At 74.5% G+C, this 13,755-nt stretch carries 17 protein-coding genes; 15 read left to right on the forward strand and 2 right to left on the reverse strand.

The window, feature by feature from the left end; all coding sequences use genetic code 11:
* Positions 1 to 42 precede the first annotated feature (42 nt).
* The 3 genes from D7193_RS10325 (at position 43) to D7193_RS10335 (ending at position 1,618) form a co-directional block, all read left to right on the forward strand.
* Positions 43 to 672, forward strand: a complete 630-nt coding sequence (locus tag D7193_RS10325; protein ID WP_120779043.1) for a phosphatase PAP2 family protein — start codon at positions 43 to 45, stop codon at positions 670 to 672.
* 135 nt (positions 673 to 807) lie between these two features.
* On the forward strand, positions 808 to 1,149 hold the full coding sequence (locus D7193_RS10330; protein ID WP_206611859.1) for an ArsR/SmtB family transcription factor: 342 nt from the start codon (positions 808 to 810) through the stop codon (positions 1,147 to 1,149).
* A gap of 1 nt (position 1,150) precedes the next feature.
* Entirely contained in the window at positions 1,151 to 1,618 is a 468-nt protein-coding gene (locus tag D7193_RS10335; protein WP_120779044.1) for an SRPBCC family protein, read from the forward strand.
* A gap of 42 nt (positions 1,619 to 1,660) precedes the next feature.
* Here D7193_RS10335 and D7193_RS10340 read toward each other — a convergent pair whose 3' ends face one another.
* Positions 1,661 to 2,410: a prepilin peptidase gene (locus D7193_RS10340; RefSeq protein ID WP_241562928.1), complete on the reverse strand. Its 750-nt coding sequence runs from the start codon at positions 2,408 to 2,410 to the stop codon at positions 1,661 to 1,663.
* A gap of 669 nt (positions 2,411 to 3,079) precedes the next feature.
* Here D7193_RS10340 and D7193_RS10345 point away from each other — a divergent pair.
* The 12 genes from D7193_RS10345 (at position 3,080) to D7193_RS10400 (ending at position 12,420) form a co-directional block, all read left to right on the forward strand.
* Positions 3,080 to 3,607 carry a hypothetical protein gene (locus D7193_RS10345; protein WP_241562872.1) on the forward strand — a complete coding sequence of 176 codons (528 nt, stop codon included), beginning with the start codon at positions 3,080 to 3,082 and terminating at the stop codon, positions 3,605 to 3,607.
* A 68-nt stretch (positions 3,608 to 3,675) separates the two neighbouring features.
* Positions 3,676 to 4,629: a hypothetical protein gene (locus tag D7193_RS10350; protein ID WP_174242607.1), complete on the forward strand. Its 954-nt coding sequence runs from the start codon at positions 3,676 to 3,678 to the stop codon at positions 4,627 to 4,629.
* A gap of 37 nt (positions 4,630 to 4,666) precedes the next feature.
* Entirely contained in the window at positions 4,667 to 5,329 is a 663-nt protein-coding gene (locus tag D7193_RS10355) for an SAF domain-containing protein (RefSeq protein WP_120779047.1), read from the forward strand.
* A gap of 2 nt (positions 5,330 to 5,331) precedes the next feature.
* Complete coding sequence (locus D7193_RS10360; protein ID WP_120779048.1) at positions 5,332 to 6,132, forward strand: CpaE/TadZ family protein; 801 nt, start codon at positions 5,332 to 5,334, stop codon at positions 6,130 to 6,132.
* Complete coding sequence (locus tag D7193_RS10365; RefSeq protein ID WP_120779049.1) at positions 6,122 to 7,660, forward strand: TadA family conjugal transfer-associated ATPase; 1,539 nt, start codon at positions 6,122 to 6,124, stop codon at positions 7,658 to 7,660. Before D7193_RS10360 ends, D7193_RS10365 begins: the two co-directional genes overlap by 11 nt.
* The gene (locus tag D7193_RS10370; protein WP_120779389.1) at positions 7,621 to 8,568 is read left to right on the forward strand and encodes a type II secretion system F family protein; all 948 of its coding nucleotides are present in this window, start codon (positions 7,621 to 7,623) and stop codon (positions 8,566 to 8,568) included. The genes D7193_RS10365 and D7193_RS10370 overlap by 40 nt, the downstream gene beginning before the upstream one ends.
* 11 nt (positions 8,569 to 8,579) lie before the next feature.
* A complete protein-coding gene (locus D7193_RS10375; protein WP_120779390.1) occupies positions 8,580 to 9,449 on the forward strand; it encodes a type II secretion system F family protein in 870 nt (289 codons plus the stop codon).
* A gap of 23 nt (positions 9,450 to 9,472) precedes the next feature.
* Positions 9,473 to 9,676: a hypothetical protein gene (locus D7193_RS10380; protein WP_120779050.1), complete on the forward strand. Its 204-nt coding sequence runs from the start codon at positions 9,473 to 9,475 to the stop codon at positions 9,674 to 9,676.
* A gap of 185 nt (positions 9,677 to 9,861) precedes the next feature.
* Positions 9,862 to 10,296, forward strand: a complete 435-nt coding sequence (locus tag D7193_RS10385) for a TadE family protein (RefSeq protein ID WP_241562874.1) — start codon at positions 9,862 to 9,864, stop codon at positions 10,294 to 10,296.
* Positions 10,281 to 10,760, forward strand: coding sequence for a TadE/TadG family type IV pilus assembly protein (locus D7193_RS10390; RefSeq protein ID WP_120779052.1), 480 nt, complete (start codon positions 10,281 to 10,283; stop codon positions 10,758 to 10,760). The genes D7193_RS10385 and D7193_RS10390 overlap by 16 nt, the downstream gene beginning before the upstream one ends.
* Positions 10,757 to 11,185 (forward strand): pilus assembly protein TadG-related protein, encoded by a 429-nt coding sequence (locus D7193_RS10395; RefSeq protein WP_120779053.1) that lies wholly within the window; start codon positions 10,757 to 10,759, stop codon positions 11,183 to 11,185. The genes D7193_RS10390 and D7193_RS10395 overlap by 4 nt, the downstream gene beginning before the upstream one ends.
* A 14-nt stretch (positions 11,186 to 11,199) precedes the next feature.
* Complete coding sequence (locus tag D7193_RS10400; RefSeq protein ID WP_120779054.1) at positions 11,200 to 12,420, forward strand: LysM peptidoglycan-binding domain-containing protein; 1,221 nt, start codon at positions 11,200 to 11,202, stop codon at positions 12,418 to 12,420.
* Between the two features lie 273 nt (positions 12,421 to 12,693).
* Here the strand turns inward: D7193_RS10400 and D7193_RS10405 are convergent, their stop codons facing one another.
* Complete coding sequence (locus D7193_RS10405; protein ID WP_120779055.1) at positions 12,694 to 13,545, reverse strand: Rieske (2Fe-2S) protein; 852 nt, start codon at positions 13,543 to 13,545, stop codon at positions 12,694 to 12,696.
* Positions 13,546 to 13,755: the final 210 nt, after the last annotated feature.

The following is a 13,755-nucleotide window of genomic DNA, read 5'->3' on the forward strand; positions in this document are numbered from 1 at the left end:
TCTCCCAGGTGAACGGAGTATGAACGAACGGTGAGGTGAGTCATGGTGGAGATCGGCACGACCGGCGTACCGGAGATCAGCGCCGACTGGTACCAGGACATCGTCGACGTGGCGGCCGACAGCCCGCAACCGGTGCAGTGGTTCGCGGCGCACTTCACCGAAGGGGCCATCCTGCTGCTCGGTGCGCTGCTGCTGGTCGCCGCCCTCGTCCGGCTCCGCGGCGGACCGCGGGACCGGGCGTTCGCGCTGGTGTCGCCGGTGCCGGTCGTCCTCGCGTACGCGTGCAGCGAGTGGCTCAAGACCGTGGTGGACGAGGATCGGCCGTGCCGGGCCGCCACCCGGGCGATCATCGCGGGCACCTGTCCGCCGCACGGCGACTGGTCCTTCCCGAGCAACCACTCCACCATCGCCGGGGCGTTGGCGGTCGCCACCCTGCTGCTGTCGCGCCGGCTCGGGCTCGTCGCCCTTCCGCTGGCCGCGCTCGCCGCCTTCTCCCGCACCTTCGTCGGAGTGCACTACCCCCACGACGTGGCGGCCGGCGTACTGCTCGGTGCCGTCGTGGTCCTGGTGCTGCTCCCGGCGCTCGCGCGCCCGGCCGCGGAGGTGCTGCGCCGCCGATCGGGCGCCGACCGGCCCGTCCCGGACACGCTCGCGGGTCCGACCCGGCGCTGAGCCGTCCCGCACGCACTCGCCGCGCCGGCCCGGTTCGCGTGCGCGCCGGGCCACGCCGAATCGGTTGACAGGCCCGCCGACATGGTGCATATTCAACTCACGGGTTGATTAACCGAATGGTTGAGAAGGGCGGACGTGGTGGACCGGCTGAGCGAACTGTTCGGCGCCCTCGCCGATCCCACGCGGCGAGCCATCCTGGCTCGGCTCGCGGAGGGTGAGGCGACGGTCAACCAGCTCGCCGAGCCGTTCCCGATCAGCCTCCAGGCCATCTCGAAGCACCTGAAGGTGCTGGAGCGGGCCGGGCTGATCACCCGCGGCAAGGAGGCGCAGTGGCGACCGTGCCGGCTCGACGCCGGGCCGCTGCGCGAGGTGGCCGACTGGATCGCCGACTACCAGCGGTTCTGGGAGCAGCGCTACGACCGGCTCGGCGACTACCTGCACCAGCTTCAGAGGGACGAGACGAAACCGGAGGAGTGAGATGATCGACGACCTGACGGTGACCATGCCGTCCGACCTGGAAATCAAGATGGTGCGCGTGTTCGACGCGCCGCGCGCGCTCGTCTTCGAGGCGCACACGAAGTGCGAACACCTCAAGCACTGGTGGGGCCGGGGCAACCCGCTCGACTGCGAGGTCGACTTCCGGCCGGGCGGCACCTACCGGTTCGTCGAGCACGCGCCCGACGGCGAGGCGTACGCGTTCCACGGTGAGTACCGGGAGATCCAGGCGCCCGAACGGATCGTGCAGACCTTCGAGTTCGAGGGCATGCCGGGTCACGTGTGCGTGGAGACCCTGGAGCTGACCGAGGAGCAGGGCCGGACGACGGTCACCAGCGTCACCCGGTTCGACACGAAGGAGGAGCGCGACGGCATGGCGTCCTCCGGCATGGCGGACGGCGCCGCCGAGTCGTACCGGGCCCTGGCCGCCTACCTGGCGACGCTCTCCTGACCCAGCGCGGACGCCGAGGCACGGTCGCTCCCGAGGCACGCCCTACCGGGCGGCCAGCAGCAGGGCGGCGACCGTGCCGAGCACCAGGAACGGGCCGAACGGCACGTGGCTGGACCACCGGGCCCGGCGGGTCAGCAGCAGCGCGAGGCTGACCAGCGCCGCGAACCCGAGGGCGAGCAGGAGCCCGGCCACCAGCACCGGCCAGCCGTACCAGGCGAGCAACGCGCCCACGCCGAGCGCCAGCTTGGCATCACCCAGCCCGAAGCCCCGCGCGCCGAGCAGGAGCGTGGTGGCCGCGAAGAAGAGCCCCAGCCCGAGCCCACCGAGCCCCGCGCGTACCCAGGAACCCTCTCCCGACCCGGTCAGCGCGGCGAGCCCGAGCAGCGCCCAGACACCAGCCGCCGCCGGCCAGGTGAACCGGTCCGGCAGCCGGTGCACCGCGACGTCGACGAAGCAGAGCGGCACCGCCCAGCCGAGCCACCAGGCCACCGCCGCCAGCTCCGCGAGGGGCGGGCCGAGCAGCACCAGCACGGCCGCCGCCGCGAGGACGGCAAACTCGACGGTGGCCGGCGGCGCACCCACCCGACCTCCACACCGGCCGCAGCGCGCCGCCGGGCCGAGCGCCGGCCACGGCGCCCGAAGGGCGACGGCAGCGCCGCAGGTGGAGCAGCCGGCCTGGGGTGGCGCGTGCGGGGGTACGGCGTTCCGCAGCACCGCGAGCCGGAGCGGTGGCGCGACGGCGAGCGTCGCCAGCACTCCCGCCGCGCGGGGCGCCGCCTTGATGTCCGCCACCTCGTCCGCCCGGCGCGCGGCCGGCCCGGTCAGCGCCACGGTCGCCCCCTCCCCACGCCACCCGAGGCGCCGAGCGCGAACACGGACGGTAACTTAACGATCGCTCCGGAGTAGCGGATGGCGCGGAAAGTGACGTCACGCCGCACCGCCCGAAGCTGCGACCCGCACCGGCCGTCGGCCGTGGCCCGCGCCGGTCCGCGCCCCCACCGGCCGCAGGACGGATCGGGCCAGATGCCACGAGCAGGTCGAAGCGCCTCCGCCTTCCGGCCGGGGCGGCGTCCGCCCCTCCCCGGTCCGGGCGGCCCGCCCGGCCCGAGCCTCACCCCTCGACGTCCGCCCCGGCCCGATTCCGGCGTCGCCACCGCGCCACCACCACCTGTCATCACGCAGAGTGTTCGCATGAATTACCTCTGTTGCATCGGCGGACGTCAGCCTATGCTCGCCCCTTGGGTGCGACGCAAGCCTCACCGACAAGATGGGACGACACCGAACTTCGCTTTTGTAAAAGATCCGTAACGGTAAATGCGGCAGCGATTCCCCTGGCTCCGGATGTGACCATTCGGGCGCGCTTCCGCATGCCCGGCGGCCGACGACGAGGTTGCCGCCGGTCGCCACCGAGGAGGCACGGCGGTGCGAGGACGGCAGCTCAGCCGGGCGGCAATCTGCCTGATGACAGCCGCGACAGCGGCATCGACGACGGCCTGCGGCAGCGGTGGGGAGGCGGCGGTCCGGCCACCGGCCCCGCCGGCCGGCGACGTCGCGGCGCACCGGGACGGCGACGAACAGGCCGCGAGAAAAGCCGCGCTCGACGCCTATTCCGGCTATCTCGCCGCATCCCGTACGGCGAGTCGGCGCAGCGATCCACACGCCCCGGAACTGTCCCGGTTCCTCGCGGATCCGCTGTTGACGCGCGTCCGAGTGGCAATTCGGGAGACCAAGGAGCACGGCGCGATGCGTATCGGGACGTTGACGTCGGACCCCACCGTGACGGCGGTCAGCCTCGACTCCGTACCGGCCACGGTGGAGATCCAGGACTGCCTCGACGCGACCGGGTACCGGCTGGTCTACGTCAAGGACCGCCGGGTGGTGCCCGGCAGCGCCGGGAAGCGGTACCTGGCAACCGCCACCGCCACCCGCTACCCCGACGGGCGCTGGCTGATCAACTCCGGCGCCGCGCATCGGGACCAGCCGTGCTGACCTGGGGAGGAAGGGGTGCTCCGGCCCGACCCCCGGGGGCCGGAGCACCCCGCCGGGCGAGTCCGCCGCTGCCGACCACCGCACGCCGGCGCGTCCCGCTCGTCGCGGGCCTCGGCCTGACGGTCGCGCTGGTCGTGGCCGCCATCGCGCCGGCGACCGCCGCCCTCCGGGTCGGCCCGGGCGCCGAGTGCCCGCCCGAACAGCACGACTGCAGCGTCTGGGACGACGACCCGGGCACGCCCGGAGGACCGGGAGGTGGCGGGGACAACGGCGACGGAGGCGACTCCGGCGGGGGCGGCGGCACCGCGAAGTGCCAGTGGAACGGCCGCCCGGTGAAGTGCTACGACGACCTGCTCGGCTGGTTCGACAACGGCACCGGCTGCTACGCGAAGCCGCTGGAGTCGCCGCCGACGCCCGCTCCCGAGGGCAAGGAGTGGTACCTGCTCACCTGCAACGGCGGTGACCTCGGCGCCCAGCGTCCGGAACTGCTCGACGGCCCGCCGCCCGGCTACGGCGCCCCGCCCGACCCGGAGGAACTGGCCCGGCGGGCGCTCGCCTCGATCCGGCTGCTGCCACCGCGCATCGCCGTCGCACCGCGTCGCGCCAACGGGCCGGGCCTGGTGGGTCTGCCGGTCTGGATGTGGGCCCAACGGGACCCGGACGATGGCGCGAAGAACTACTTCGGTCCGCTCCACGCCCGCGCCAGCGACCGGGGGCTCACCGTCTCCATCGAGGCGAAGGTCGACCGCGTCCTCTGGAACATGGGCAACGGTGAGACGGTCCCCTGCGACGGCCCGGGCACGCCGTACACGGTGAACGGCCCGTACGCCGGCAAGCCGTCGCCGGACTGCGGCTACGACAGCGGATACGCGAAGGCCGGCACCTACACGGTCAGCGCCACCACGCACTGGACGGTGCGGTGGTGGACCGGCGACGGGGTCGAGGGCGACCCGATCACGCAGACCCGGACCAGCGGAACGGCCTCGATCCAGATCAACGAACTTCAGGTGGTGACGCGATGAGCGCGACGGACGGACGGACCGGGACGGCGGTGGCACGGTGAGCCTGGCGACGCGTAACGGGACCGGCCCGGTCGAGGCGCCGGTCAACCCGCCGAAGGTGGTCCGGCAGCGCCGCATGCGCCCCGGCCTGCTGGGCCTTGCCGTGCTGCTCATCGCCCTCGGCGGGCTCGGCGCCGCGTTCGCGGTCACCTCGGTCCGCGCCACCGGGACCTACCTCGCGGTGGCCCGCCCCGTGGAGGTGGGCCGGCAGCTCAGCGCCGACGACCTGGTGCCGGTGCAGGTCGCGGGCGGGCAGGGGCTCTCCCCGGTGGCCGCCGCCCGGCTCGACGAGGTGGTCGGCAAGCGGGCCGCCGTGTCGCTGACCCCGGGCACCCTGCTCACGATGGCGCAGCTGACCGACGACCCGCTGCTCGGCCCCGGCCAGCAGCAGGTGGCGCTCGGCCTCGACCCCGCCGAGGTGCCCGCCCGGCAGTTGCACCCCGGCGACAAGGTGCTGCTCGTCAGCACGCCGGACGACGACGCCAGCGGGTCGGCCGGCTCGGCCGGCACCCGGTTCTCCGCGACGGTGATCGACACGAGCACGTCCGACACGGACGACGAGGTGGTGGTCTACCTCGCGCTCGCCGTACGCGACGTGCCGGCCGTGGTGGCGCTGAACGCGCAGGAGCGGATCGCCGTCGTGCTCACCGGGGCGGCCTGACGATGGCGATCATCGCGTTGGTCTCCGCGAAGGGCTCGCCGGGCGTCACCACCACGGCGCTCGCCGCGGCGCTGACCTGGCACCGCCGGCTGGTCCTCGCCGAGTGCGACCCCGCGGGCGGCTCGATCCTCGCCGGCTTCCTCGGCGGGGCGCTCGACGGTCCGCGCGGCATCGGCGAACTGGCCGTGACCGAGCTGCGCGACGGCAACCTGGAGACCGCGTTCTGGTCGCAACTGGTCGACCTGGACGCGCCCCGCCGGGAGCGGCTGCTGCTGCCCGGGGTGGTGGACCCCGCCCAGTCGGGCAGCGTGACGCCACTGTGGCAGCGGTTCGCCGACTTCTTCACGGGGCTGGAGCGGGGCACACCCCCGTACGACGTGCTGGTCGACTGCGGCCGGCTCCACGTACTCAACCCGCCCTGGCCGCTGCTGCGCGCCGCGGCGGTGGTGCTCGTGGTGACCGGCTCCGAACTGCCCGACCTCTCCGGCGCGCGGGCGCTCGTGAAGGCGATCGAGCGGGACTTCGCCGAGCACCGGGTGCCGCCGGGCAACCTGCGGCTGCTGCTGGTCGGCGACGGGCACACGCGCGGCGAGATCAGCCGAGCGCTGCGGCTGCCGGTGATCGCGCGGCTGCCGCGCGACGCGCGTACCGCGAGGGTGCTCGCCCTCGGCGGGAACGTGCGGGCCGGACGCCCGCTGATGCGCGCGGCGGCCGCGCTGGAGGTGCCGGTCGGCGCGCTGCTCGACCGGCGCCGGGCGCGGCTCGCCTGGCCCGTCGGGCAGGGGGTGCCGGATGCGCTTTGAACCCGTCTCCACCGACCCGCGGGGGCAGCAACCCGCCCCCACCTCCACCGCGCCGCCGCTCCCCCCGGCGAACGGGTGGCACCAGCCATGGCCGGGGTCGCCCCCCGCGCCCGCCACCGCGCCGGCCGCGGAGGCGCCGCCCCGCCCGCGGGTCGACTTCCAGGCGGTACGGGACCTGCGCCGGCAGTTGACCGAACGGCTCACCCTCTGGCAGCGCGGGCGGGAGTTCACGGTCGACGAGGAGGACACCGAGCGGGCCCGGCTCGCCGTCGCCGTGGTGGCCGAGTACGCCGACTCGGTGCGCCGGGCCGGTACGCCGATGCCGGCCGGCGAGGAACGGTTGCTGCTCGACCAGGTGACCGCGGAGCTGGTCGGGCTGGGCCGGCTCCAGACCCTGCTGGTCGACGACACCATCGAGGAGGTGCACATCCTCGGCTGCGACCAGGTGCGCATCACCCGGCACGGCGGCGGCGTCGACTGGGGCGAGCCGATCGCCGACAGCGACGCCGAGCTGGTCGAGATCCTCCAGGCGGCGGCCCGCCGGGCCGGGGCCACCGAACGCTCGCTCTCCACCTCGAAGCCCACACTGGACCTGCAACTGCCCGACGGCAGCCGGCTGGCCGCCGTGTTCCTGGTCAGCCACCGGCCGTACGCGGTGATCCGCAAGCACAACACGCTCGACGTGAGCCTCGACGACATCGCCGGTTCCCGGGCCGACCTCGACGAGATGATCGACCCTCTGCTGCGCGACTTCCTCCGCGCGTCCATGCGGGCCGGGCTGAACATCATGGTGGCCGGGCTCGCCGGGGCCGGGAAGACCACGGTCATCCGCGCGCTCATGAGCGAGATCGCGCCGGACGAGCCGTACGTGCTGCTGGAGGAGAGCCGGGAGCTGCTGCCGGCCCGCCGGCAGGCGCGGCACCGGGCGGTGATGAGCTTCGAGGCCCGCGAGGGGCACGGGGAGCGCGGTCTGGACGGCCGCCCGGCCGGCGAGGTGACCATCGCCGACCTGATCCCCGTCTCGCTGCGGATGGGCGTGCTGCGGATCATCGTGGGTGAGGTCCGGTCCCGGGAGATCGTCCCGATGCTCCAGGCCATGACGACCAGCCGCGGCTCGATGTGCACCATCCACGCCCGTACCCCCGCCGGGGTGGGCGAACGGATCGTCGAGCTGGCGCTGGCGCACGGCCGGGAGATGACCGTGGACCAGGCTCGCCGGATGGCCGCCAACGCGCTGGACCTGATCGTGTACGTGACGGTGGAGGACGAGACCGCCATCGGCGGGCGCAAGCACCGGTTCGTCTCCCACGTCGAGGAGGTGATCGGGGCCAGCGACAACGGCCGGATCACCACGACCACGGTGTTCGGTCCCGGGCCGGACGGCCGGGCGGTCCCCCGCCACCTGCCGGAACGCGTCCGCGACCAGTTGCTCCGGGTCGGGTACGACGCGCGGCTGCTGACCCGGTGGGTCGAGGCCGGCACCGGCGCCTGGCGACGGCCCCGGCAGACCCGACTGGCGCGGCGGTGATCGGCGTGCCCGTCGGCATCGAACTCGTCGCGGTGGTCTCCGGCGCCGCCTGCGTGGCCGGCATCGTGCTGGCGGTCGTGGCCCTGGTGGGCACCCACCGGCCGCCCGGCCGCGCGCCCGGCGGCGGGCAGGGGCTGAGCCGCCTCTGGAACGGGTCGGGCGGCACCCCACGGGAGCGGCGCAACCACCAGGCGCTGCTGGTCGGCGCGCTCGCGGCCGGCGCCCTGGCGTTCCTGCTCACCGGCCTGCCGGTGGTCGGCCTGCTGGTGGCCGTGGCGGTGCCCGGCACACCGTGGCTGTTCAACGTGGGCCGCGCCGAGCAGCGGGCCATCGCCCGGGTCGAGGCCGTCGGCGAGTGGACCCGCCGGCTCAAGGACGTCTCCGCCACCGGGCAGGGACTGCAGCAGTCGATCGTCCACACCGTCGGCACCGCGCCCGAGGAGATCGAGGAGGAGGTACGCCTGCTCGCCGCCCGGCTCCAGGCCGGCTGGCTGGCGCGTTCCGCCCTGCTCGCGTTCGCCGACGAGATCGGCGACCCGGTCTGCGACCAGGTGGTGGCGGCGCTGATCCTGCACCTGACCGACCGGGGCGACCGCCTCGGCGACGTGCTCGGCGCGATCGCCGCCGCCGCGTCCGCCGAGGTGGCGACCCGGCGCGAGATCGAGGCGAAACGCACCCAGCCCCGGTTCGCGGTCCGTTTCCTCACCGGGATGACCCTCGCCACCCTCGTCTACGGGCTGCTCAACACCGAGTACATCCGCCCGTACGGCACGCCCACCGGGCAGATCGTGATGGCCGTCCTCGGCGCCGCGTTCATCGGCCTGCTGGCGTGGGTGCGCGCGATGAGCCAACCACGCCGGCCGGCCCGCTTCCTACCCGCCGCCGACCCGGAGGAGGCGATCGCGTGAGCGTTCCGGTGATCCTCAACTGGCATCTCGGCATCGCCGTCGGCGGCGGCGCGGCCGTCGGGTTGGGCGTGTTCCTCGTCGTACGCGAACTGGTGCCGGCGGCCCCCGCGCTCGGGCCGGCGCTGCGGCGACTGCACCAACCACCCGGCACCGGCCCGCTCGCCGCACCGGGCGGCCGGCGACTGGAATGGCTCAGCGGGGTGTCCCGGTGGCTGCGCCCTCCGCACCGGCAGCTCGCGCTGATCGACCAGACCCCCGAGCAGTACGCCCTGTCGGTGCTGCTCTCCGCGCTGGTCGGGCTGGCCATGCCGACGCTGCTCGGGGTGGCGTGTTTCGTGCTCGGCATCCACCTGCCGGTGGTGGTGCCGGTGCTGGGCAGCCTCGGCGTGGCCCTGGTCGCCGCCCTGCTCGCCCACCGGTCGGTGCTGGCCCGGGCCGCGCAGGCACGGGACGAGTTCCGCCAGGCGGTCTGCACGTACCTCGATCTCGTGGCGTTGCAGCTCTCCGCCGCGCACGGGCCGGTGCAGTCGCTCGAACGGGCCGCGGCGGTCTGCGACGGCTGGGTCTTCGACCGGATCGCGGAGGCGCTGCGGATCGCCCAGATGCAGATGCACTCCCCGTGGGACGAGCTGCGGGATCTCGCCGACCGGATCGGCATCCCCGAGCTGGGCGACGTGGGCGCGATCATGCGCTCCTCCGGGAGCGAGGGCGCGCAGGTGCACGAGACCCTGCGCAGCCGCGCCGACTCGCTGCGCGACCAGATCCGTACGGACAACCTGGCCCGCGCCGAGGCGGTGACCAGCCGCCTCGACATCCCGGGCGCGCTGCTCGTGTTCGTCCTGCTCGGCTTCGTCGTCTACCCGTTCATCGCCCGTGTGTGACCCGACCCCGAAGGAGCCACGCCATGCCCCTCTTCGCCTACCTGCACGTCGCCGTGACCACACGGCTGGCCGAACTGCGCCGCGCCGGCGAGCGCGGTGACAGCCCCGTCCCCACCGCCGTGATCATCTTCGGCCTGGTCTTCGTGGCGACGATCGTCACCGGCCTGGCCCTGAGCAAGGCACGGGACTGGATGAACGCCATCCCGAACCACACCAACCCGAAGTAAGCGGCATGCGTCGAGCCGCTCCCCGCCGGCCACACCGGACGGCCGCCGCCGTACGGCGGTGCGCGGCGCCCGCCGGCGTACGGCTGAGCGTCGCGGCCGTCGGTGGGCCGCCTTGCGTGGCGGTCGTCGCGGCGCGGCCTCGCGTAGCGGCGGGCCGCGGGCCTGGGGGCGGCGCCGGCCGGCGGGTGACGGGCGCGGCCGCACGGCGGCTGGCCCGTGCGGCGGTACGACGCCTCGCGGCGGGCGGCCGCGACCGTGGCGCCAACCCCGTCGAACTGGCCGTGGTGATGCCGCTGATCCTGGTGCTGCTGTTCGCGTCGGTGCAGGTGGCCGCCTGGTTCGTGGCGCGCTCGACGGCGTTGAACGCCGCGCAGAGCGCCGTGAACGCCCAACGGGTGTACGAGGCCCCCGAGGGCGCTGGCGTGCAACGGGCCACCCGCTTCCTCCGTACCTCCGGAGACTGGCTGGTGGGCTGGGACCGGCCCGGGCCGAGCTGTCAGCGCACCGCCACCGAGGTGACCTGCACCGTCACCGGGCGTTCCCTCTCGGTCATCCCGCTCGTGACCTTCCCCGTGACGCAGACCGCCCACGGGACGGTCGAACGGTGGACCACGTCGTGAGCCGCGACGCCGCGCGCGGGTCCGTCTCCGTCGAGGTGGCGGTGCTCGCACCCGCCTTCATCGCGCTGATCGTGCTGGCCGGGGTGGCCGGCCGTTCCGCGATGGCGGCCGAGGCGCTGGACACCGCCGCGCACGATGCCGCGCGAGCCGCCTCGATCTCCCGGGACGAGCGCACCGCCCGGACGGAGGCCCGGGACGCGGCCCGCCGGCAACTGGACTGGCGCGGGCTGGCCTGCACCGGTACCCCGCAACTCCAGATCAGCGGGACGGTGGACGGCCAGCCGGCGCGCCTCGACACCGTTTTCGGCAGCGGGCCCGGCCAGGAGGCGACGGTCACCGTCCAGGTCAGCTGCACGGTCTCCTACCGCGACCTGCGCCTGTCGATCCTGCCGGGCATGCCGCGCTACGACCGGGTGTCGGCGAGCTTCACGTCGCCACTGGACCGCTACCGGAGCCGCCGATGAACGCCACCACGGGCCGGGACGCGGGACGGGTGAGCATCTTCCTCGCCGTGGCGATGGTGGGCGTACTCGCCGTCATCGGCCTCTCCTTCGACGGGGCCGGTCAACTGCGCACACTGCAACGCGCCGACAACCTGGCCGCCGAGGCGGCCCGGGCCGGCGGGCAGGCGATCGACCGGGCCACGGCCATCGCCGGCGGCCCGAACCGGATCAACCAGCAGGAGGCACGCGCCGCCGTGGCCGACTACCTCGCGGCCGCCGGCACCACCGACCACACGGTCAGCTTCCCGGTCGTCGGCGGCGAAACGCTGGTCAACGTCCAGGTCACCATCACCTACCGCCGGTCGATGCTCGGCCTCTTCGGCTTCGACGACACCGTCTCCGTCACAGGTGAGGCGACCGCACGGGCCCTCACCGGAGCAGCGTAGGAAGGAAGGCAGCCATGGGTCGCTCGGCCGTACGCCGGATCGGACGCGTCCTCACCGGGCTCGGCGCGCTGATCGTGCTCTGCGCGGTGCTGGTGGGCGCCCCCGTCGCGCTGCTCGCGTTCGCCGGCAACCCGCTCCCCGACCACGTACCGACCCTCGCCGAGATCGGCACCGCCCTCACCAGCCGCGACGACGGGCAGCTCTTCCTGCGGGCCCTGGCGCTGGCCGGGTGGTTCGGCTGGGCCACGTTCGCCCTGTCGGTCCTCGTCGAGCTCGGCGCCCAGGCGGTGCGCCGGCCCGCACCCCGGCTGCCCGGCATGGGCCGACAGCAGCGGGCCGCCGCCGTCCTGGTCGGGTCGGTCGCGCTGATCGTCGCCACCGCGCCGGCGGCCAGCGCCGCCGTGGCCACCACCCAGGTGTACGCAGCACCGGCCACGGGGTACGCGCAGGCGGCTCCGGCGGCGGTGCCGTACGCCGCGGGCCCCGTCACGTACGCCGCGGGCCCGACCGGGCTCGCCGCCGGCCCGGTCGGGCTCGCGGTCAGCTCAGGCTCGGCGGCCCTCGCTTCCGGCCACGCCGCGACGGATGCCCCGACCGCGCGGGACGCACCGCCGGACTCCGCCGTCTACCGGGTCGCGAAGGGCGACTACCTCGGCGCGATCGCCGAACGCTACCTGGACGAGTTCTCCGACTACCGGGACCTGGCCCGGCTCAACCGGCTCGCCGACCCCGACCGGATCCGCCCGGGACAGCTGCTGAAACTCCCCGAACAGGCCACCGATCGGGGAGTCCGCCCGCACGCCACCGGCCGCCTGGTCGACCGTCCCGCACCGGCCCCCGAGCGGGCGACCCCGGAGCGCGACACTCGCCCGACGCCGGCACCGGCCACCGCCCCGCCAGCCGGTGAGGAGCCGGAGCCCGGGTCGCCGGACGGCGAGGCGCCGGCCATGACGGTCGGCGCTGCGCGGGTCACCGAGCCGGACCGGGTGAACCGTCCGCTCGCGGTCTCCGCAGTACTCGCCGTGGCGAGCATCGTCGGCGCGCAGATCGGGGCGGTGCTCGGACTGCGCCGCCGACCGGCCCCGGCGGGCGGGGTCAGTGGCGGCCGGCCGCGTACCGCCGGACGGGTCGGTGCGGCGGCAACCGGGTCCGCACGTGCGCTGCCGAGCGGCCAGGCGGGGGCTAACGCGCAGGCGGCCGGTGAGCTACCGACGGGGCGGCACCGGCGGGACTGACGCGACCCGCCCCGAGCGTGTCGGCCAACCGAACCCGGGCCGGGCTCGACGGAGGCGGGCGCCGGACGCCGGACGCCCACGATCGACTCGACTTCCTTGAAGTCGCGGCATCCGACCCGGCCGGACACCGCGAGATACGCGCAACCCGAGTCGATCACCCCGACCGACGGACCTGATCCACACCAGAACGCCGATACGGCGGCATCCAGGACGCGGGGACACCGCCACATCGGCGAAACGGAGTCGATCAACCGGCGGACCGGCGGGCGGCGGTCAGGGTAGGCGGGCCTCCAGCACGCCGTTGCGGATCCGCGTGGGCAGGACCTGCCCGTCGTTGCCGGACGGCCCGTGTACGACCTCGCCGCCGTTGAGCCGGAACGTACTGCCGTGCCACGGGCACACCACACAGTCGTGCCCGTCGATCTGTTGCACCTCGCCCTGGCCCAGGGGGCCGCTCTGGTGCGGGCAGCGCTCCAGCATGACGGTGACGTCGTCGCCGTGCCGGTACAGGATGACCGACACGTCGTCGATCTCCCGGGTGATCAGCTGCCGCTGCGGCAGGCTCGCCATGTCGCCCAGCTCGTGCCAGCCGGCGCTGATCAGGTGCAGCTCGGAGATGCTCTGGTTGACCTGCGCACCCTGCTTGTACGCGAGGTGCCCGCCGATGTAGGCGCCCATGCTCGCGGCGCTGAGCCCCGCCATGCCGAGCGTCCGCCCGAGGCGGTGCCGGCCGGAGAAGCGCGCGGCCAGCGAGCCGGCGTAGAGGCCCACCGCGACGCTGTTGGCGGCCGCGTGCACCAGCCCGACCCGGCGCTGGTCCGGGGAGAGTGCCGCCCAGTCGTTGAGCCCGGCGACCGCCGCGGGCACCGCGCTCACCGTCCCGACGGCGGTGAGCGTGGTCGCGGCGCGACGTTGCCCGGGCATCACGTCGAGGACCGCCGCGCTGATCCACGCGCCCACCGGCACCTGCACCATGGCCGGGTGCAGTGGATGGCCGAGGGGGACGCCGTGCAGCAGATCCTTCAACCACTGCGGGCGCAGGGTCGCCAGCACGGCGCGCTGCAGCCGGTCACCCACTCGGTCCAGCCGGGAGTTCTGCTCGATTCTCGTCAATAGGGCTCGCACGGGTACCGACTTCCCGCCAGGGGCGACGGCAAACCGGGCGGGAGGCAGATAACCCGATTGAGCGACCCACACCCGACACGCCGGCCGCGACCACCGGCAGGCACGGTCCCGGCCGTACCGGAGACACGCCGGACCGGCACCGGACGGGCAGCCCAGCGCCACACCGGCGACACCCCGGACCAGCACCGCAGCGGCAACGCGCCGGGACCA

This window comes from Micromonospora costi (assembly GCF_003626655.1).
In the GTDB taxonomy this organism is placed as follows: Bacteria; Actinomycetota; Actinomycetes; order Mycobacteriales; family Micromonosporaceae; genus Micromonospora; species Micromonospora costi.